General features: G+C 37.9%; 20 protein-coding genes. 6 read left to right on the top strand and 14 right to left on the bottom strand.

The annotated features are described in order from the left end of the window. Positions 1–3 precede the first annotated feature (3 nt). The 3 genes from P2W71_RS04410 to P2W71_RS04400 are packed head-to-tail and all read left to right on the top strand — an operon-like array spanning position 4 to position 3,470. Entirely contained in the window at positions 4–840 is an 837-nt protein-coding gene (locus P2W71_RS04410) for a methyltransferase domain-containing protein (protein ID WP_276367556.1), read from the top strand. A 4-nt stretch (positions 841–844) separates the two neighbouring features. Continuing rightward, positions 845–2,275 carry a radical SAM protein gene (locus P2W71_RS04405; protein ID WP_276367553.1) on the top strand — a complete coding sequence of 477 codons (1,431 nt, stop codon included), beginning with the start codon at positions 845–847 and terminating at the stop codon, positions 2,273–2,275. 43 nt (positions 2,276–2,318) lie between these two features. Then, complete coding sequence (locus P2W71_RS04400) at positions 2,319–3,470, top strand: hypothetical protein (protein WP_276367549.1); 1,152 nt, start codon at positions 2,319–2,321, stop codon at positions 3,468–3,470. On the opposite strand, the gene P2W71_RS04395 is transcribed toward P2W71_RS04400, so the two are convergent. Continuing rightward, positions 3,460–4,122: a methyltransferase gene (locus P2W71_RS04395; protein WP_276367546.1), complete on the bottom strand. Its 663-nt coding sequence runs from the start codon at positions 4,120–4,122 to the stop codon at positions 3,460–3,462. The genes P2W71_RS04400 and P2W71_RS04395 overlap by 11 nt on opposite strands. Continuing rightward, positions 4,123–5,634, bottom strand: coding sequence for a radical SAM protein (locus P2W71_RS04390; RefSeq protein ID WP_276367544.1), 1,512 nt, complete (start codon positions 5,632–5,634; stop codon positions 4,123–4,125). It abuts the gene before it with no gap. A gap of 99 nt (positions 5,635–5,733) precedes the next feature. Here P2W71_RS04390 and P2W71_RS04385 point away from each other — a divergent pair, with 99 nt between their 5' ends. Further along, positions 5,734–6,732: a hypothetical protein gene (locus P2W71_RS04385; protein ID WP_276367540.1), complete on the top strand. Its 999-nt coding sequence runs from the start codon at positions 5,734–5,736 to the stop codon at positions 6,730–6,732. Continuing rightward, positions 6,729–7,475, top strand: coding sequence for a glycosyltransferase family 2 protein (locus P2W71_RS04380; protein WP_276367537.1), 747 nt, complete (start codon positions 6,729–6,731; stop codon positions 7,473–7,475). Before P2W71_RS04385 ends, P2W71_RS04380 begins: the two co-directional genes overlap by 4 nt. 2 nt (positions 7,476–7,477) lie before the next feature. Here P2W71_RS04380 and P2W71_RS04375 read toward each other — a convergent pair whose 3' ends face one another. The 6 genes from P2W71_RS04375 to P2W71_RS04350 form a co-directional block, all read right to left on the bottom strand. Continuing rightward, complete coding sequence (locus tag P2W71_RS04375) at positions 7,478–9,064, bottom strand: glycosyltransferase family 87 protein (protein ID WP_276367534.1); 1,587 nt, start codon at positions 9,062–9,064, stop codon at positions 7,478–7,480. Continuing rightward, positions 9,061–10,110: a hypothetical protein gene (locus tag P2W71_RS04370; protein WP_276367532.1), complete on the bottom strand. Its 1,050-nt coding sequence runs from the start codon at positions 10,108–10,110 to the stop codon at positions 9,061–9,063. Before P2W71_RS04370 ends, P2W71_RS04375 begins: the two co-directional genes overlap by 4 nt. A 64-nt stretch (positions 10,111–10,174) precedes the next feature. Continuing rightward, positions 10,175–10,951 (bottom strand): class I SAM-dependent methyltransferase, encoded by a 777-nt coding sequence (locus tag P2W71_RS04365; protein WP_276367529.1) that lies wholly within the window; start codon positions 10,949–10,951, stop codon positions 10,175–10,177. Between the two features lie 22 nt (positions 10,952–10,973). Continuing rightward, complete coding sequence (locus tag P2W71_RS04360; protein WP_276367526.1) at positions 10,974–11,891, bottom strand: glycosyltransferase family 2 protein; 918 nt, start codon at positions 11,889–11,891, stop codon at positions 10,974–10,976. Then, positions 11,884–13,641: an ABC transporter ATP-binding protein gene (locus tag P2W71_RS04355; protein WP_276367522.1), complete on the bottom strand. Its 1,758-nt coding sequence runs from the start codon at positions 13,639–13,641 to the stop codon at positions 11,884–11,886. The genes P2W71_RS04360 and P2W71_RS04355 overlap by 8 nt, the downstream gene beginning before the upstream one ends. A gap of 73 nt (positions 13,642–13,714) precedes the next feature. After that, entirely contained in the window at positions 13,715–14,533 is an 819-nt protein-coding gene (locus P2W71_RS04350; RefSeq protein WP_276367520.1) for a TylF/MycF family methyltransferase, read from the bottom strand. Between the two features lie 156 nt (positions 14,534–14,689). Here P2W71_RS04350 and P2W71_RS04345 point away from each other — a divergent pair, with 156 nt between their 5' ends. Continuing rightward, positions 14,690–15,772 (top strand): SGNH/GDSL hydrolase family protein, encoded by a 1,083-nt coding sequence (locus tag P2W71_RS04345; RefSeq protein WP_276367517.1) that lies wholly within the window; start codon positions 14,690–14,692, stop codon positions 15,770–15,772. A 24-nt stretch (positions 15,773–15,796) separates the two neighbouring features. On the opposite strand, the gene P2W71_RS04340 is transcribed toward P2W71_RS04345, so the two are convergent. The 6 genes from P2W71_RS04340 to P2W71_RS04315 all read right to left on the bottom strand — a co-directional run bounded on the left by P2W71_RS04340 (position 15,797) and on the right by P2W71_RS04315 (position 21,325). Then, positions 15,797–16,987: a hypothetical protein gene (locus tag P2W71_RS04340; protein WP_276367513.1), complete on the bottom strand. Its 1,191-nt coding sequence runs from the start codon at positions 16,985–16,987 to the stop codon at positions 15,797–15,799. Positions 16,988–17,016: 29 nt separating this feature from the next. Further along, positions 17,017–17,382, bottom strand: a complete 366-nt coding sequence (locus tag P2W71_RS04335; RefSeq protein WP_276367510.1) for an SxtJ family membrane protein — start codon at positions 17,380–17,382, stop codon at positions 17,017–17,019. A gap of 6 nt (positions 17,383–17,388) precedes the next feature. Then, positions 17,389–17,538, bottom strand: coding sequence for a DUF5989 family protein (locus P2W71_RS04330; protein ID WP_276367507.1), 150 nt, complete (start codon positions 17,536–17,538; stop codon positions 17,389–17,391). A 13-nt stretch (positions 17,539–17,551) separates the two neighbouring features. Next, positions 17,552–19,453 carry a carbamoyltransferase gene (locus P2W71_RS04325; RefSeq protein WP_346659941.1) on the bottom strand — a complete coding sequence of 634 codons (1,902 nt, stop codon included), beginning with the start codon at positions 19,451–19,453 and terminating at the stop codon, positions 17,552–17,554. Positions 19,454–19,530: 77 nt separating this feature from the next. Further along, entirely contained in the window at positions 19,531–20,286 is a 756-nt protein-coding gene (locus P2W71_RS04320; RefSeq protein ID WP_276367505.1) for a ZIP family metal transporter, read from the bottom strand. 7 nt (positions 20,287–20,293) lie between these two features. Continuing rightward, entirely contained in the window at positions 20,294–21,325 is a 1,032-nt protein-coding gene (locus P2W71_RS04315; protein ID WP_276367502.1) for an FAD:protein FMN transferase, read from the bottom strand. Positions 21,326–21,541 lie beyond the last annotated feature (216 nt).

The raw sequence follows: 21,541 nt of genomic DNA, 5'->3' as shown, positions 1-21,541 counted from the left end.
AGCGTGAGAAGAAGAAATGAAGTAATGGGCGTACCTTTTGATCATATTGCCTCCTCGTACGATTCGTCTTTTACACGAACGCCAATCGGACAGCTGCAACGGAAACAGGTCTGGAATTATCTTGAAAAGATTACAGCCGAGCTGAAAGGGCTAGATATTCTAGAGTTGAATTGTGGTACGGGCGAAGATGCAGTTTTATTCAGTGAAAAAGGATTCAATATTGTGGCTACGGATGTTTCCGAGGAGATGCTGAAAGTAACCCAGGAAAAAGTGCAGCAGTATTCCATGCAGAATAAAATCAGTTCTCAATATCTGGATCTTGATAGCTTTGATGATTCCTTGTTTGAAAAGAAGTTTGATCTTGTTTTCTCAAATTTCGGAGGATTGAATTGTATCAATCCGGAGTCATTAAAAAAATTACTGGACAAGCTTCCTGCAATTCTTTCTCCCGACGGACGATTTGTCGCCGTGATCATGCCTAAATTTTGCTTGTGGGAGTCGATTTATTTCTTGCTGAAATTTCAATTCAAGAATGCTTTCAGAAGATGGACCAAGGGAAGTGTTGATGCGGGCCTGCAAGGCGCTAAGGTTAAAACTTGGTACTTCAGGCCAGGGCAGGTGAAATCGTGGGCCACTAAATTTTCAGTAGTAAGAATGAAGCCCATAGGCATTGCGTTACCACCGTCGTATTTGCAGCAGTATTTTTCGAAGCATAAACGTTTTTTGGCGATTTTAAATAGTCTGGAAAAGAAGTTAAACACGTGGTCGCTGTTGGCGGGCATGGCAGATCATTATCTGATTGATTTAAGAGTAAAACCTACAAAAGGATTCTCACGCTAGCGACATGGATATCCTTTTAACGCATTGTTATTTTTTGGAGGACGATGAAAAGGAGCAACAAATCATGCGTCCTTATCCGCCGTTGGGTATTTTGTACATCTCAGGATATCTTGAAGAGCAGGGCATAGAACATGAAGTTTATGACACAACCTTTTCTTCTAAAAGAGCTTTTCGTACGTACCTGTTAACGCATAAACCGCGACTGATTGGCATTTATGTTAACCTGATGACCAAACTGAATGTCTTGGAAACCATTCGCTTTGTCAATGAAAACTTGCCTGGTACCACTATTATTCTTGGAGGTCCGGAAGTGCGGTATAGTGCAGAAAACTTTTTACGGTTCGGCGCTGACTATATCGTGATCGGGGAAGGAGAAGAGACCATGACTGAATTGGTAAATAGTTTGATACTCGTTCCTGCTCGTGTAGAAGAAGATTCAACCGGGGAAAATGTGAGTATGCAAAAATCCATTTCAGGAATTGCATTTCTGGAGAATGACACGTTTGTTCAAAATCCGGAGCGGCAAAAAATAAAAGATCTTAATGACCTCGCTGTTCCGAATAGGAAAAAAATAAACCTACACTTATATCTTGAAGCATGGAGAGCCCATCATGGAAAGAATGCACTTTCTGTTAGCACCATGCGCGGTTGCCCATACACTTGCAAATGGTGTAGTCGCGCAGTATACGGCCTAAGTTATCGAAGAAGAAATCCTGATAAAGTTGTTGAAGACCTTGTACAGCTAAAAAAAGAATATAATCCTGATTCGCTTTGGTTTGTAGATGATGTTTTTACGATTAGTCATAAATGGTTAACCTCTTTTCGTGACGAACTTAAAAAGCATAACCTTTCAATTCCCTACGAGTGCATTACCCGCGCAGACCGTTTGAATGAAGAAGTGATTTTGATGCTAAAGGAAACCGGATGTTTTCGTGTATGGATCGGTGCAGAAAGTGGATCGCAAAAGGTGATTGATTTAATGGATCGACGGGTAGATGTAAATCAAGTGCGTGATATGATCAAGCTTACCAGGAAACACGGTATCGAAGCCGGCACGTTTATTATGCTTGGTTATCCCGGTGAAACGGAAGCCGATATTGAAGAGACCATTCATCATCTCAAAGAATCCAATCCAGATCACTTTACAATTACAGTAGCCTATCCGATAAAAGGAACAGAACTGTTTCAGGAAATTGAAGCGCTTCAAACTACTGACTTAGATTGGTCTAGCTCGACGGATCGACAAGTGGATTTTAAAAGGACGTATTCGCGGAGGTATTATGATTATGCAGTGAAAAGGGTGATTAGTGAGGTGAATTATTTTAAGGCCCGGAATCGAAAGTCGAATATCGTTGCAGCAAAATTAAAGGCAAAGTCTTTGGTGGCTAAATTAGGAATGCAGTGGCACAAAAAGTTTATTATGCGAATTAAATGAGTTTGACTCTGACCAAGGATTTTCCCATCCCTCCATCCTGCATATGAGAATATTGAAATCGATTGTAATTGGAATAACGTTATTCATCTTATGGAATTCATGTCGGTATACTGATTTAGGTATACAACCCGATGATTTGCAAATAAATCTTCGGTGGGTAAAAGGATATCCATCAGAAACAAAAGAAGATGTAATCATTGGTCTTGCCTGGAGCTTATCTTTTTTAGGGGGTTCAGTGCCAGGTGGTTCTTTAAATCCAGCAATGGAATGGAGAAATGAAACGCAATTCAATTTGAGTTTGGATAAAGTCGGATTCAATGAAGAAGCCCGTGTTGCATGGAAGTCAATAATTGACACGCTTAAAAACTCTGAAGAGTACAAGTTACAGGGAGGTATAGACATTGGAAGATTCGTCACATTAACATTAAATAGTACGAATCATTACTACGCTCTCACCGGAGCAAAAGAACGGTATTCTGAATTCAGGGCAAAATATAACTTCGATGAGAAGAAAGCAGGCATTGTTAAATCAACGATAGCCTTAGGGAGCCGCGTAATCGAAATAAGCAAGGCAGAACAATTTAACGAAATAGCATTTATTGCGGCAGAAGGTGAAGGCTCACTTCCGCTTAATCAATTTGAGCAACAAGAATTTGAAGCTTTAGATTTTATGCCGAATGGTCAATTGCGATTTGCACTGTATGACTTAAATGGGAATCTAAAAACAGCTGCGAGTAAATCATTAACTGTCGCAGGGAAACCAGCCAAATGTTTATGGTGCCACGAGACTTCTTTAATACCACCATTTGAAGATGACAATCAACTGACGGGTTATTATTCAACAGAAGAATTTAAAGATATTCTAGCCGATCGTATGGCCATGGTAAAGGCATATCGAGACAAACTTGAATCTCAGATTTTTATGACTATTCCTAATCATACCAAAGCTGAATTGCTTTACTTATCATTTATGGAGCCTTCGATAGACAGGCTTGCGCTGGAGTGGGGTATTTCGGTAAATGAGATAGAAAAGAAGCTTAATGATTTACCCACGCACGCTCATCATGAATTTTCTTATCTCGGGGATAAATTGTTTGATCGAGGTGATATCGATCACTTAGCGCCATACAAGAATATTGAAATTCCGAGTGATGCTAGAAATCACTCGGCTTATGAACCGGACTTTATTCACTGATTTTATAAATGTAATTCCATTCCCCCCATTTTTTGGTGGAATGAATTTGAATCAAGTCTAGCGAATTCTTATTCGCTATTGCTTTAATTTTATCTAAAGCACAATCTTCCGATAAGATCATCAATGCTTCTAGTCCCAACGTATATCCTTTTAACTGGTAAAACAATTTCTCAAAGTATTCAAAATGTTCTCCGCAGAACCATGGCATGTCCTTCTCAGTTTTAATCGCTTTGGGATAATACGGAGGATTGATAATAACGATATCAAAGTCAGATTGGCTAATGTTGTCAAATAACTCGCTTTCAATAACATTAATACTTACGTTATTCGCTTTGGCGTTTTCCCGTATTCCCAACAAGGCCGTTCTGCTAATATCAGATGCCGAAACAGACGCTCCCTTTCGCGCACAATAAATACTGATTAAACCAGTGCCAGCACCCAATTCTAAAATTCTCTTGTTCAAGATGTTCATATCCTCTAAATATTTCAACAAAACCTGTGTGCTAAAAAATAAGCCTGGATGAAATACACCAGGTAGAACCTTTATTACAATGTTTTTATATCGGTAGGTCCTTGGACTTGACAGATACCAAGATGATAATGGCTTAAGAAGCGGATGAATTCTGTTAAGAGTTTTTTTTAGTAGACTCATTTACTCCATGGAAAAACCTTCTACTTCTGGTTGACGATACCGTAACCAGAATTTTTGTAAGAGTTTCAATTCGTATGGATATCGAAACATATTCATCTTATATCGCAATGAAGAAGCCAGCTTCATAGACTTTCGTTGAAAATTAGTCAATTTGAAATCGGAGACTGTCGGATAATAGCTGTTTAGAACAGTTTCAAAGCCTTGAATTTTATCGATCATATAAGGCTTCAACCAAGGAGTTAATGGATTTCTTCTTAAGTCAAATCCTTCCCATTGCGGATTGAGCCAATCTTCTAGTTTTGCTGGAAAAGAAAATCCTGCTTTTTTCACTAATTCATAAAGTTCGGATCCTTCTGTTGGAACCGGACTATAGATGTAAATGATAATCTCTGTATTAGGATTCGCTTCCTTGATTTTCCTGATAAACGCAATATCCCGATCGATTTGTGAATTCACTTTTTCTTCCGTTTCAGCTGGAAATCCCAGAACAAAAGAATACTCAGGAATAATATCAAACTTTTTCATCCTGGAAGCAAATGCTAGAATCTGTTCGGCTGTTTGTGTACCACCCTTGTCCATTTTTTTCAACATGGTATCATCACTTGTTTCAGCGCCAAAAAAAATCATGCGGCAACCTGCTTCGCGCATTTTTTCAAGCGATTCATCTTTGTATCGATCAATAGTATCAATGCGGCCCTCACCCCACCAGTTTATTTTATCACGCTTTACTAACTCTGAAAATTCCACCGTTCTTTTCTCACTTACAAAAAAATTATTGTCGTGAAATTCCACTGCATCCGCTCCGTGAAAATCGATCAAATATTTTATTTCTTTATAGATATTTGGAGCGGATTTTCCTTTCCATCGCGCATTATATATTGGCACTACCGCACAAAACGAACAAGTGAAGGGACAACCAAAACTAGAATGATATGCAGCGGTTTTTCTTCCTAAGAATGTCTTCTTCAAATATCCGTTAAGCGGATAAATTTCGTGGAGTTTGGAATAAGGAAGGTCTGGCAAAGCATCCTGATCTAACAACGCTTCCTTATGTGTTTTTATGATTTTTCCTTCTTGCTTATAAATAAGATTTGGAATGGTAGATATAGGTTCACGTGATTCCAGGGTTTGCAATAACATTGGAAATGCATGATCACCTGGGCCATCAATTATATAATCTACGAAATCTGATTCGATAGAAACCTTATATTGATTGGATGCGAAGTAGCCACCCCAAATCGTGGTGATCTCTGGATATGCCCGTTTGACCTTTTTAGTAAAGGGTATAGCTTGCCTCAACTGGGGACCAGGCATGACCGTGCATCCAAAGTATTTATATTCCCCTGTCGCCAAATAGGTGTCAATGGTATTCCATGGATCGCGTACACGATTACCATCAATGAGAATGTAATCAAATTTTCCGTGTATAGAAGATGCAACTTGGAGTATTGAATTCGGTATACGATACCCGTATTTAGCACTCCACGGATTAAATAAAATTACTTTATTCATGTTGCTTAAAACTAAGAAAAAACCAGTTAACACTGAGGTGTTTTTTTAAAAAGGATAGTACAATCCTAGAAGGAGAATTAACTTTCGGAAAATTACCTGATGATTAGACAATTCATAAAGAAACAATTTCTTGGCTATTCACTGCCACAAGAATATGCTTGTTTGGCATTGGAAGATTTGATTGATCGTTTACGTGTGGTCTTAACTGTAAAGGGAAGCCGCAGTTCTTTAGATGTTAGTACTACCCATTTGTTTCTTGGATACAAGCCATTAATTATTGGAATTCCAGTTGATACCTTATCTGAATTTTATTCTCACCTTAATAGCGAAGGTGAAATTTGTTTGTCTTTCCACGAAAAAGATAGTGAGCCGTCGATGAATTGGAGAGGATTTCCGGCTTTTAAAGAAAGCATTGCCAGAATAATCTTAAAAAAAACACATAGCCTCGCATGTGGTGACAATACATTGTTTGTATTTGAAGGTAAATATGCGAAGCATGAATTTATTGGGAATATAAATCAGTTTATTAACAGACAACGTGAGAAGCGTAGGATCGATAGGAAAGTGAACATCAATTTGTCAGACAATCTTGCCGATCAAGTGCAAGCAGCTTATTCGATCCCTCGCATAATTTCAATAATTACATTGGTGGACAATGAAAAGATGAACATGTTTCCGACTGACCTTCATGGCCCTGTAGGAAATAATTTTTATGTTGGCTCTTTGAGACATGGAGGAAAAGCAAATGAACAAGTCGAAAAACTAAAACGCATTGCAGTAAGTCGCGTAGATGTAACGTGGTGTAAACAAGCTTACTCCCTTGGAAAAAATCACATGCAAGAGCTAAAAGACATAAATTGTTTTTCAACAAGTACAACAGGGTCTTCTAATTTTAATATTCCATTACCAGAAGCAGTAAGCTTTTATCACGAACTTGAGCAATTAGATTCAATTGAATTAGGGATTCATCGGATTCATAGTTACAGCGTGGTTAGCACATTAAAAACAACAAACGCGAAAACCCTTAGTCATGTCCATCGATTTTATGCGCAATGGAGATTGAATAATGGAAAATCCACAAAATTTTATTGGCGATGATTAACAATAAAAAAGTTGTAGTGATGATGCCCGCCTACAACGCCGCCCGTACACTCCATAAGATTGTTGAGGAACTGCCAAATGACTTAATTGACGAAGTTATTCTAACCGACGACGCAAGTACTGACAATACAATTGAGGTCGCCAATAATCTTGGTATAAAACATATCACCTGCCACGAAAGAAATCTTGGTTATGGTGCAAATCAAAAAACCTGTTATAAGAAGGCGTTGGAGTTAAAGGGAGATATAATAATTATGCTTCATCCCGATTACCAATATACTCCAAAGTTGATCCCAAGTATGGCATATATCATTGCCAATGATATTTATCCAGTTGTATTAGGGTCGCGCATTTTAGGGGGCGGAGCATTGGCGGGAGGCATGCCCTATTACAAGTATATCGGAAATCGGGTTCTTACCTTTTTTCAGAATGTTATGACCGGTGCTAAGCTTTCGGAGTATCACACAGGGTATAGAGCCTTTTCAGCAGAAGTACTAAGAAAGATTAATTTCATGGAAAATTCGGATGGTTTTGTTTTCGATAATGAAATTCTTTCTCAGATAATTTATGCAGACTTTAAGATTGCAGAGATAACATGTCCTACCAAATATTTTAAGGAAGCATCTTCCATCAACTTAAAAAATGGTATACGATACAGCTTAGGTGTCTTACGCGTATCCATCCAACATTTTCTTCAGCGAAGTAACATTATGTCCTTCCAACAATACAAGAAAGAATAGCCTTAATGCCTTTCATTTTTTAGATTAATAACTCGAATCGTATAAAAGCCAATTCCCTTCCCTTTATCAGATAAGTATATAATTCTATTGTCGCTTAATAAACTTGCGTTTATCTTGTTATCACTGCTGTTAGTAAGTTGTTCTTCCTGAAAAAAAATCTGATTATTTTTAATTGATATTTTATTTGTTTCTAAAATTTCCACTGCAATATCTGTATCCTGCTTTTCAGGTCCATCATACCAATAGGTATAAAAAAGTATACCGTTTGTTACTCCATAGTCGAAAATAAGATTATGCTTGTGCTGGGTCAAAAGCAGCTTGCTGGGATCCTTTGACATGTTTGATTGAAATAAAATAGGGACACCTAATAAAAGGAGGTAAATACCAAAGACTTTGGCATTGAATTGTACCTTCATTGACCACCATATTAGTATTACAAGGAAGCACATGAGAATAAGCCTTGGGAAGCGGAGTATTACAGGCATTGCTTCAAACGCGCTTACAGGCAAGTTTCCAAGGAGAAAGATGATCGTAGCGTAAACCCAGAATATGGTGGAGTTCTTTTCCTTTTCGAGCGCAATTAATAATATTAACAACAATATGTTGCTATATGTACTTCCATAAGGAGAAATAAGAATGCCGCAAGCCAGCGTCACCGCAAATGAAATAAAATCTTTTCGATTTAGGACAATCATAGTGCACAACGCAAGGATGGTTGCTTTGAAAAGAAGCAAGCTAATTTTAAAGAGAGGTAAGCTATCAATAACAGGTTCAGGATTTAAAATCTCATCTCTGACAAAGAGATATTTAAACATCATTAAGGCACTCTGGTACGTTGTTAAGTATGCCGCGTGAATTTCGCCTTGATTATTACGAGGTAAAACCCTAACTAAGTATTCTTTCCATATCTCGACACCTTGAAGACTCACTGAAAAAAACAGGATTAATGTGCAGAAGCAGCCCAGATAAAATATTTGTTTCCAATCTTTTTTCAGCAAGAGAAATAAAACCACGATGGCTGGAAAAACTTTAATGAAGATGGCAATACTCCACATTACTGAGGTCAATACAAATTTTCTTTGATTATATGCAATGACTCCCTCTGCTAATAGTGTAAAAATTAAAAAGTAAGATTGCCCAAATAATATTTGATTTCGGATGGGGATAAAAAAAACAATGGGTATGCAAAGCATAATCACCCTATAGTTGACATTAAAATAGTTGCAAAGGCGATACACGCTTACCAAGAAAAAAATGATGGTAGTAATATTAAACAACAACTTTGCAGTATATAATGGGAGTAATGCAAATGGAATAAAGAAGATTGCGGTCGAGGGAGGATTCGGATTATAGTTTAAGAATAAATTACGATAACCCTGATCATAAATTGTTTTGTTAAAAGTATAAGGGTCGAAAATACCTAGATCAAATTTGCCGTGTAAGTAGAAGCTTGCACCGAAATATGAATTTGCAAAATCATTTCCACCGATTATATGAGATTGCACAAGCGAATGGCCGATGAGAGTTAGGGTGAGTATCCAACCTGAATATTTTAGAATAAGAACTTTATAGGTTGACTTTAATATCACGGCTTGTCGCTAATCTTTAGGTCTAAGATTTGATGTAACCAATTATCAAGTCGAAGATAATTCATATTTAGTCTGATCGTGAAGTCTTGGCTGATCCAATCCCAATCGATTACAGGATCTACTGCTGAAACAACTTTTATATACTCGGGAGAATAGAAAGACTCTTGGACTACGGCCTCATTAGTAGTGATGACTTTTTTATTCAAAGCAAGCGCTTGGATCACACGTTGGGTGCTACCGGTTTGTGAAGGAAATGGAAGATCCAAGATACTACGCGAGTTTACCATGATGTGGACAGACTCACTAATTGTCAAAGGTTGATGATGCACGAGTACATGTTTATTTCTTTTAGTGATGAGCATGTAAAGAAACTTGTAACCCTTGAACTGCGCTGGGAATAACTTCACCAAGCTGTAAACAAGCTTATTGTACTTCAATCGATTATAGTTTGGATGAAGGTACAAGTAAAAGAAGTAGGATTTGTTTTGTTGTTGAAGCTTCAGGAGAAGTTGATCGAGTATTTTAAGACGATGTACCTGTAATGAACCAACAAATGAAAAATCAAATTTGGCAGATCGGTTATCATTCTTTGGTACTATCGGTGGATAAAAATTAGGAAGATAGACTATTCCAAATTTTTTGGATTCCACAGGATCAAATGAATAGATTTTGTCAAAATATTTAAAATACTGTTCCCAGCGGTAGCCTTTAATGTTATCCCACAAGTACAGAATGCAAACAATAGATGGGTTTTGCTTTCTTAGATTTTTAATTACCTCCGGATGAAAAGAAAATAGATTTATAAAAAGGCACACGTCAAATCTTTTGCTGGACGTTGGTAAGAGATGATGTTTGATATAATTATTCTTTTTGCATAGAAATGTCAAATACCATTTTGTGTTACGCGTAACGGGATCGTTTCTGAATGCTTTGTTTTCTATAAAAGTAATAGTAGCACCATCGTTTTCTAATTGTTCTTTAATAAGGTTTTCGTATCCGTAAAAACGTTGGATGATGAGCAATATATTTTTATGAGCGAGAGTCATGGCGAGCTTAGATCTATTGCGTAATTCATGATTACTGATTTTCGATAGACCTATCCTTCTATTTCTAAATGTTCGGTTTCTGGTTATTTTTTATCAAGTTGGATTCTTCCATGTTTCTGCCTTTACATATGAAGATCAAATTGTGATAAAAATGTATGGAAGTAATATTCATATCGAAATAACTTGGTTCATATCCGGGTTTAATGAACTCCGTGTGATTAAGTCCATCAGTTAAGCTTTTGAAGAAAGTCATTATCGTATTTGGATTTTGAAGATTTGTGCTGTCTCCGCCATAATCCATCCAATAAGATGTTTGGACATCCTCAATCACATAAACACCGCCGTCTTTCAAAGCAGGAAAGAATCGCTTGAAGGAATGAATGACATGAGAATTAATATGGCTTCCGTCATCAATAATAATATCCCACTCAGAAACTTGTTTAAGTACATCCGTTATAAAGGCATCATCAACCTGGCTTCCCTGAAAGATTTTGATTCTTTTTTCTTCGAGGGATGACTTATTATAAATATCGATTGAATATATTTTCCCTAAAGGGAAATACCGTTTCCACATTCTTAGTGACTCACCGCCCGCTTGAGTATCGTCATAACCTCCAACTCCAATTTCTAACAAATTTACTTTTTTGAATCTAAACTTCTTGAGGTGAGTTTTATAGTGAGGAGTATATGAATGCCCTCCCCACTTATCCGTTTTATATATTTGAGCAAGTCGTGTTAAGTCATGCGTATGACCAATTGATTTGAAATAATTTACTGCTCCTCTAATGCGCCTTTGTTGAAGCGTAGTGAACTTACTTTTAACAAATTCTTTTAGGCTCATCTTTTACTTTTTTATATTAGGCTTAGTTTGCCCTGAGCGAAATAAGGAAAGCGTGGATAAGACGTGCATAACTTCTCCACCGAAGCGGAGCAACTAGGATACAAGAGTAAAATGAGTGCATTGCTTCTTTGGGTCTTTTTAGACTGAGAAGCTCAGCTAACCCCTTCTTGTAGTAATAGTGTCCCAGAATACGTTTGTATTCTAGTCTGGTTATGGATTTGGATTCATAAATTGCTTTTGCGATGTTGATACTGTCTAAAAAAACTTCGGAAGTGTGATACCGTTCGGTCGTGCTATGTTCGTGCCGTCTGATTTGTACAAGTCGTTTGTTTGTAAAAATTCCTGTAAAATACTGACACATATTCAAGAAATACTTTGTATCAGTTCCATACAATAGTTTTTCATCCATATATCCTAATTTTTCAATGACCTCAGTTCGCTTAAACATAAGGGCTGACGGGTAGAAGACGAAACGTGTCTCTTCCAACATTGAAAGTAAAATACTTCCCACATACAGCTCGTCATAGTCAGGAGGCGAGGGATAGGGGCGGGTGCCAAAAATCGTGATGTTATTAAATACAAAGGCAGCGTCAGGGTATTGAGTCATTAGGTTGACTTGAACAAGCAATTTATCCGTCGACCATAAGTCATCCGAATCAAGAAATGCTACATACTCGCCTTTCGCCTTTTTTAAACCTTCGTTCCTTACTTTTCCAAAAATCCCATTATGTTCTATCAAAAAATAGTGAATTCTCGTGTCTACAAATTTAGAAACCACATCCTCGGTGTTGTCCACAGAGCCATCATCTATTACAATCAACTCCCAATGATTATACGATTGATTTAGTACACTTTGGATGGTTTCACCGATGAGATCTGCCCGGTTAAAAGTAGGAACAATGATACTTATAAGGGGATAAGCGTAATTATTCTCAATCATGTCGAAGATAAATTGATTCAAGTTCTTCGGTAAGCAATTTTTCGAATCGTTTATTTTTTACTTCATAGACTGAGTCAAAGAACTTCCAAAGCTCAATTTTGTGGGTTATTAAAATGACACTTTTCTTCAATGAATTTAGATTCTGAAGAATCTGTATCACGTCTTGTTCAGTTTCTCGATCTAGTTGATTTGTAATCTCATCTAATAATAAAATTTCCGCCTCATGATAAAGCGCTCGGGCGATAGCAATGCGCTGTCTTTGACCCCCAGATAACTTAGTGCCTTTTTCCCCCATGATCGTATCTAACTTAAGCGGAAGATTGTTGGCCCAAGCTTCCAAATCAAGACTCCTTAACAAAGCCATAATTTTATTTTGATCTATGTTTTCTTTCGGAATTCCAAAGGCTACGTTTTCAGCCAATGTATCATCGAGGATATAAGGACTTTGAGGCACATAGCCAATTCGTCTAAGCAAACCGGACGAGTTCCCGTTATCTATTGTCACACCATCGACTTTTATTTCTCCTTTCTGTGCTTCAATAAATCCCATCATAAGGAGAAATAGAGTTGTTTTACCGCTCCCTGATTTTCCTAAGATTGCAACTTTTTCACCTTTGTTGATAGCCAATGAAGCATTCTCAAAAATCCAAGGGTGCCCTTCATGTCTAAATGAGATATCCTGTAATTCAATTTTTTTCTCAAACGAAAGGTTTGGCAGTGGTTCGTCAAATGACATATTTGAAGGACTCATCATTTGTTGTAACTCAGGAATAATATAATCATGCGTCTTAATTTGCAACGATGCAGCCAGTATGCGGTTGATGGAGGGTATCGCGCGAAAACTCACACCTGCATAGATACTTAAAAGCAAAATCGATTTCTCAGGCGATTGCTTCAAAAGCAGAGCGTATATTATGAGAGCGCTTACACAGAGTGTGGCTATGAGTTCGGTAAGCCGTACGGAACTTGTAAGCGCTGTATGGTCCTTCGAAAAAGTTACTCCCAGATCATTGAATGTTTTAGTAAATCTATTTTTAAAAAACGCTTCTTTTTTGAACACTCTAATTTCAGGTAACCCTTCTATACTCTGCAAGGTATACTTTAAAAGAAGTGGATACTTCTGTTTAATTTGTTGCCCCAGATTTTTCATCTTAATACGTTTGATTCTGTACAGCAGTGCAATTGGTAAGATGATAAGCATAATGAATAATGCCACTCTTGGATCGTATAGCGTTATAGTTAGTAACAGCATCATCAACATAAACGATTCGGATAGAATGGTGCCAAGTGGAATAAGATAATTATTCGCATATACGATTGGCAAATTCGAAATCCTGTTCATTTCTTTCGTATAATCTGAATTCGCAAATTTTTGATACGGTATCTGCATATACCTTGCCATAGCCCGTGAAGCAAAGTCGCCCGCAATTCGGTATGAATAGTGAGCCTTTTTATAGGTTATCCAAATGTTGATTTGTGTTTTTATAAATATAAAGATCAATGCACAGATCGTGAATGAAACCGCAAAAGAAGTTGGATCAACAAATCCGGTTACGTCGGATAGTTGCGAAAAGTATTTATTATTTAAATTTCGATCCGGATTAATAACCAGAATAATGAGTGGTATAAATGTGGCAAGACTAAAGAGATCTAATAATGAGCCAGCTGTTAAAAGAATGAGTACAAAGATTCCTTGTTTTCTAAATGATTCAGGTATTAACCCAATTCCATGAAAGATGTATTTCTTCATAATCTTAACCGGAATTATTAATCGCGCTTCGTGGTTAATGGATCATTTTTCATGGCAGTAGATTTTCGATGGCTCATGATTTTTTTTCCCAATAAATGCTTTCACCATCAATAGGAATGATTTCATCTTTTATGCCATGTTTTTTTCTGAAATCTTCTACCGCTGTTTTACAACCTTTGACGGTATTGAAATCGTCAACGATTAGATAACCGCCAATCGATAATTTTGGGTATAGATGCACCAGAGCATCCATGGTTGACTCGTACATATCTCCATCCAATCTCAATAATGCAAGTCTTTCAATAGGAGCAATTGGTAATGAATCTTTAAACCATCCCTTTATGAATTTGACCTGGTCGTCTAAAAGGTCATATTTTTCAAAATTATACTTGACCTCGTCCAGAGATACATTTAGTACTTTATACAAGTGGTGAGTGTCTCCTTTGTCATGGACATATTTCGCTTCATCAGGTTTAGGAAGGCCTTCAAAAGAATCTGCTGCCCACACAACTCTGTTCCTTATTCTATGGGCCTTAAGAACTGCCCTCATGAATATTACGGCTCCGCCCCTCCATACTCCTGTTTCCATTAAGTCACCTTCTACGTCATGTGTGAGAATCTGTTCAATACAAAATTGAATATTATTTAGTCTTCTAATGCCTATCATCGTTTCGGCATTGGCGGGCCAGTCTGTGCCTTGCGCACGACGCGCTATATCAGGTACTACATATTTACAAATGGTATAATTATTTTTCCTAAGCAGTTTATCAATGGGAAGTAGAAGCTTCTCCTTCCAGGTAGGTACTTTTTTTGTTAAAGGTTTGTATTCCTCCTTTTCTATCCTGTGGAGATCAGTGAGAACTTTTTTTAACAAGTCCAGATACAATTCCATCGCGTCGTAATGTTATCAAGTATTTGAGACCGAAATTAAGTAAACTAATTTGCTCGTTCAATTCACAGTAATGTACATCCCCAAGATATATGCTTGATTAATTGATAAGGTTTTCGATATTCAGGATGAAAATGAATTTATTTAGCGCAAAGCACTATGAAAGGAAAAATGCAGATAGCGAAATTACTCGTAGTTAACTATGCTGTATTTGTAACTTTATTGATTACTATTGAATTGGTCTGCCAGTTGGGATATTGGATTTTCAGAGGAAGATTTTTATATGAGACTCCACCAAACCAGATCTTTGAAGAACATCCCTATTTGAGTGGTGTATCAAAAAAAGAATTTCACTATGTGAATTCAAATGGGTTATCCATTACCACGGACCAATATGGATTTAGAAAGACGCGTCCAACGGCATACGAAAAGGATGCCATCAATGTTATTTGCCTGGGTGGTTCTACCACTTTTGGGACATTCGTTACGGATGAAAATAGCTGGCCATTTATGCTTCAGGAGAAGCTTGGCAAAAACTATAATGTATATAATTTAGGCGTGCCTGGTTATTCAACACTCGAAGGCATAATACAATTGATCACGTTCGTGCCCGAACTTGATCCACACATTATCATAATTTATGAAGGCTGGAATGATATCCGAAACTATCATATCAAACCCCACTCCCCTGATTATTATTGGCATGGTATGAGTCAAAAAACCAATCTTGAATTTGGAGCAAGAGACATTTGGGATAATTTTTTTATTTCGAAAGTGGCCAAAAAGTTAGGACAGACTATAAAAGGATTTTGGCGCCTCAACGACACTAAGGCTTTCACCACGAATGATCCATACATTGATTCGCTGTATGTAAAGAATTTGCGTACCATGAAATTGTTATGCGATAACTTGAATTCAAAAACGATTTTCATTCCACAGGTTCTGAATTTCGATTCTCTGAAGAATTCAACTCGAAGCAATTCATGGACACCGACAATTAATAATAAAGAGATGCCCATGTTGATGGAGAATTTTAATGCTTTAATGCGAAAAGCGATTTCATCGGGTGCACAAACTATAGTAATTGACGATATTCTCCGAAAACAAAAGTGGACTAAAGAATATTTTGCTGATTACGGTCACTTCAATGAAGCGGGAGGAGAATTATTTTCACAAATTATACTGGAATCTATTAAAGCATTGGAAGCGCAGGATGCGGCCTTGCAGCAAAATACAGATTGAAACAAGAACTTTTGTGGATTTACCCTAGTGATCAATCAGCGAATGCGATTTCAAATAATTAATAATGCAATCAGCAACAATACGATTGCCTTCTTTTGTCCAGTGCTGCTCGTATGTGTGATACAATTTTACCTGTTTTTGGCTTTCTTCTTTCAACGTAGGAAAAAGGTCAATCATATACAGATTATTCTTGTGTGCTACGTGCATCAGCATCTCGTTAGGGAGTGATCTGTTATAATTTTTTTCAATCTCGACATATTTTTCTAAAAACAGTTTCCATACTTCATCTTCAATTTGGATAATGGAAGGTGCTAAGACGAAAACAACAGGTATACCTTTCTCTTTGCAAAGAGAAACGATTTTAAGTAGTAGAGCTTCCATGATCCGATACATGGAATTATAATCTTCGGAAACTGGCCATCGGCAAGAGTAATATTCTGGAGGAGTGTAGAGCGAGTCTGTTTCGGTAAACAGTCCCCTTTTCTTTACCGTGGAACTTATAAGTCTATACAGGTGCGAGTTAGAAAATATATTCGGTGATTTTTGGGTGTTCTGTAGAGGTCGAATTTTTGATTGTGATTTTATTTCCAGGAGAGAATCCTCACCACCAAAAGATGCGGAAGGCCTTTCATAAAGCCAGTAGTTTCCGGTATTGTCTGTAAGATCATTCTGAAGATAAATCATCAAAATAATTGCATCTGGTTTTATTTTATCTATCCATTTTTGCAACAATAAATATTCTTGGACTTGTCCGTATCCGTTCACGCCAAAATTCAGCACATCACAATTTTTTAACTTGACTTCCATGATCTCTGTAAAAACTTCATTGTCTTTAACTGAAATGTTACTCACAAAGGAGTCGCCGACCACCATCAATTTGTTTCTCTTTTCTGCGGAAGGTGCATGATCACGGAAGCCTTGCGAGTTTATCTTTACGGTATTTCGTATTTCACCAGGATATATTATTTCCGCTTTTTTATTAGGAACAAATTTCCATCCGAGTATTTCATCATACTCAAAAAGTTTATTGTGTTCCGCGATCTGTGGCAAGAAAATTCTTAAAAAAGTTTCAGCAATAATCAGTGCAACAACACATGACACAATAATAAGCCAGATCTCTTTTCTTCTATTTTTAAACAATATAAGAGCAAGGATAACCATTCCTATAAGGACAAGCGCACATACAATAGTCAAAAGATTAGCTGAATTATGCACGCTCCTGAGAATTTGAAATGATTAGATTATTACCATGGGTTTTCCAAATCAACTGAACTGAAAGTGTGGTTCCTCTCAATAAACGCTGACTTCTCTGGTGGCTTATTTATTTTCAGAGTATCACCTTTTAGTATGCGATATAAAAATGCTATTGGAGTAAGAAAGAAAATAAAAACCACAGCTAATAATACCTTGCTATTAAACCATCCTAACGCATAACTAAACTTTCTCCATATCAAAATAATCCAATCCCGAGTAAAATTGTGTGCCAGTCCTAATGTGCCAATGGATGCTGCAAGCACATATAAATAAGTTCCAGCGCGTGGAAAGATGAATCCTAAGACGAGGAAACCGGTCACAATGACAAGAATAGTCTGATATGGATTGGCCTTCATTTGGTTTTAAAACAGCGTATAGATAAACGGGGCAACAGAAGAACCTCCGCCAATTACAATTAGAACGCCCAGTAAGAGAAAAATAAAGATCATAGGAATTAACCAATACTTCTTTCTTGCTTTAAGGAAGCCAATCAAATCTTTTAAGAAATCCATCCTGCAATATTTATTAGTCTAAAATAAATTCTTCTTTCCACTGATCTGTTTTCTTCCAGTTCGGCTGATCTTTTTTTGAAAAGAAAAAATCACCTATAATTAAATAATCTATTCCTGTTCTCATAAAACACCTATAGGCATCTTCAGGTGTACAGACGATCGGTTCGCCCCGGACGTTGAATGATGTATTCACCAAGACAGAACATCCTGTCTTTTTTTTAAATGCCTGGATTAATTTATGATACCTTGGATTTGTTTCCAAGTGCACGGTCTGTACTCGAGCGGAAAAATCAACATGGGTTACTGACGGAAGGTATGATCTGGAATAGTAGAGCTTTTGGCGGACATCTAATTGTTTGTAGGCGAGGGGAACCTGCTTTCTCAGATTCTTCTTAATAGGTTTTACCAGCAGCATATAGGGAGATGCGCCGTCAAGTTCAAAATAACTCGCCGCATCCTCAATCAAGACGGAAGGTGCAAAAGGTCTGAAGGATTCTCGATACTTAATTTTAAGATTAAGTTTTTGTTGCATCTCGGCATTTCTTGGATCTGCTAATATACTTCGCGAACCTAATGCACGCGGGCCAAACTCCATTCTTCCCTGCATCCACGCTACAATTTTACCGTCCTTTAAAAAATCAGCGACATCGTTTGCCAATGCCTCAAAATCGTCATACTTAGTTGCTGATGCATTGAACTTGTTTATTACTGAACGGATATCTTTTTCCTCTACACCTGGACCAAGGTATGAGCCGTGAAGAGCATCCAGTTCGTTTTCTCGTACCACACGTGCCTTAGAAAGAAAGATATGCCACGCAGCCAAGGCAGCCCCAAGAGCACCTCCTGCATCTCCTGAAGGAGGTGTGATAAATAGGTTTTTAAAAAGGTTGGATTCTTGTAACTTTCCATTGGCAACACAATTCAGGGCCACTCCTCCCGCAAGGCATATATTTTCTGACCCGGTTAATCGTTTTGCTTCCTTGGCCATCTGCAAAACAATTTCTTCGGTTATAATTTGAATAGCAAGACCAAGATTGCAATGCACTTCTAGCAACTCTTCATTTGGGTTTCGTCTTTTAAATCCAAAAAGCTTTTCCCAAGGAGAATCTTTTGTCATCGTTAAACCGGTCGCATACTGGAAATATTTTTGGTTTAACCATATTGAGCCATCGGGATATATTTTGACAATCTCATTCTTAATTTTAGTTATATAATTTTTTACCTCTTCCGAATAATAATTTCCATACGGTGCAAGGCCCATTAATTTGTACTCGCCACTGTTGACTTTGAAACCGAGATAATACGTGAACGCAGAATAGAGTAACCCCAACGAATGAGGAAACCTGAGTTCCTTGAATATTGAAATGGTGTTTTCCTTTCCGTATCCAATTGATGCAGTAGCCCATTCACCCACGCCGTCAATTGTCAATATTGCTGCTTCTTTGAACGGTGAAACATAAAATGTGCTTGCAGCGTGAGATAAATGATGTTCGGGAAATAAAAGTTTTATCTGTTTGTTAACAGAACCAATGTTTGCCAGGCCTCTCTTGATTTCCCTTTTAAGAAACATTTTTTCTTTTAACCAGACAGGGACACTGGTTATGAAAGACAAAATTCCACGGGGTGCATAGGCGTAATAAGTTTCGATTAGACGTTCGAACTTTAATAGAGGTTTATCATAAAATGCTAAAACTGTAATATCACCTAATAAAATACCCGCTTCGTCCAGGCAATATTTTATGGCACTCTCAGGAAATCGTGCATCATGTTTCTTTCTCGTAAATCGCTCCTCCTGGGCTGCAGCAATAATCTTTCCGTCTTTAAGTAGTACGGCAGCGGAATCGTGGTAAAAAGCAGATACACCAAGGATATACATAGCATGAAACTTAACGGCTAAAATGTCACTATAAGTCATTACCCGCAATTACATTTTGCCTATTTAAATTCGAAGCGTAGGTAATAAATTGCCAGATAAAAAACTAACCTAACCTGTTACTTAAAAATATACTCCACCGCCACCGCCACCAGGGCACCTACCACCGCTACCGCCATCTTCCGCGCATTAAACCGATGTCCGGGACTGCTCTCAAAAACGATGGTTGTGGAAATGTGAAGAAAGTTGCCGCATACAAGGGCGTACAAATACATGAGGCTGGCAGTCGAGAGGACTTCGTGGTTGGTTAGAAACGTGCTTAACAACAGGCCCGCAGGTGCCGCAAAGGAAAAGCCAATCAAATGTGGCAACGCTTTGTTTCTTGAATGTAATTGAAAGGCCAGAACTGTCATCAACGCAAAAGCTGCAGGCGCCCGATGTAGTGCAATGCCGAGCAGAATTGCATTCATGTCATATACCGGGCCCGTTGTGAGGGGTTGTGCCAACATGCCTCCTTCCAGGAAAGCGTGAACGCATAAAGCAAACAGCAGCACCAGTGCCGATACCGACTGATGGCTGTGATCATGGACATGAGTTTCCGACGTATGGATATGGCCATGTTCAATTCCGGAAGTGAAATATTCCAGCAGTTGTTGTAAAAAGAAACCGGCTAACACAAACAATCCGATGAGTTCCAGTTCCTGGTTGTGTTTGTACAACTCGGGCAGTATGTGAATAACTGTAATAGCAAAAAGGTAAGATCCCGCAAAGACCAGCAGTAGTCTGAAATTTGTTCCCTTACTTTTGGGCAACAAATAAATCATCAAGCCCGAAATAAGCGGTGTAAAGAATAAAACAAGTAACTTAAGTACCATGGCTGTTCTAAGGTTCTAACTTTACAAAAGGTTTGATTCCTGGGGTAATGAATGTTTCCATTTTACCTTCAGCGTTTGTGTAAATCAAAAGAACGTCTAGCCCCGGATGATTTTTTAATAACGCAATTGCTTTTTCGTGACCCATCACCATGAGGGCCGTTCCCCAAGCGTCGGCTGTTATGCAGTCCGTTGTAAAGACAGAGGCACTTAGAATGGCGCGTTGTGCAGGGTAGCCTGTTGCGGGATCTATAGTATGAGAATATTTTTTACCGTCAATTTCGCGATAGTTAAAATAATTTCCGGAGGTCGTGAAAGACTTATCGGATAATGATACATACGCTTTAAAAAACTGATTTTCATAAGTGGAATTTGGGTCCAGTATACCGAGCTCCCACGATTTTCCGGATTTCAAATTTTTACCCAACGCCATTCCTTCTCCGCCCAGTTCGACGAGCATATTATTGATGCCTTTAGATTTTAGAAAATCTGCAATAACATCAGCGCCATAACCCTGACCAATTCCACCAAAATCCAACTGAACTTTTGGTTCTGATTTGATCACGCTATCTCTTGTAAATCGGATTTTATCAAACCCCACAAAAGATTTTAAAGAATCTACCTGCGCACTATCCGGATTGAGTTGCTTGCCGGCACCAAATCCCCAGGCGTTTACCAGCGGCATGACCGTAACATCAAACGCACCGTTGGACGCCTGAAAAACTTCTTGCGCCTTTTGAATGGGCGGAAGAAGGTATGGGAGACTTATCGCAATACCTTGCTCACTTTTGTTAAACTGGGAAACTTCAGACGTCGGATCGTAATTGTTGATGGACTTATTTACCACTGATAGCAGGGAATCGATTGAAGTTTTAAAATTTCTTTTGTGCTTATCAAAGTAGGTTATATGGTAGGTAGTTCCCATAGTTTGACCTTCTACCTTGAGCGGTTCTTGAACCTGGTTTTTACGATAGAACCATACGGCAACAATAGCGATGAACAATAGCGCAGAGTAGATGATATTTTTCTTTCGATTGTCCATGTTTTTTTAAAGATGCGCAAGATATAGATTTATTTATAAATGCAACAATGTTGCGAGACGGCTAATTCTTCATTTGATTGCCCAGCCGCCATTGTAACCCTACTTTTTGATGCGACTGGCTCTGCGAAATGATTTAGGCATTCGAAAACTGAAATAAACAATTCATACCTTTATCGATCCTTTCTTTACCTTTAACGAGTCAGTAGCAGAGCTGCG

It is taken from the genome of Chryseolinea sp. H1M3-3 (assembly GCF_029360725.1).
In the GTDB taxonomy this organism is placed as follows: domain Bacteria; phylum Bacteroidota; class Bacteroidia; order Cytophagales; family Cyclobacteriaceae; genus Chryseolinea.
The sequence above is the reverse complement of the archived record's forward strand: the minus strand, read 5'-3'. Positions and strand labels throughout refer to the sequence as shown.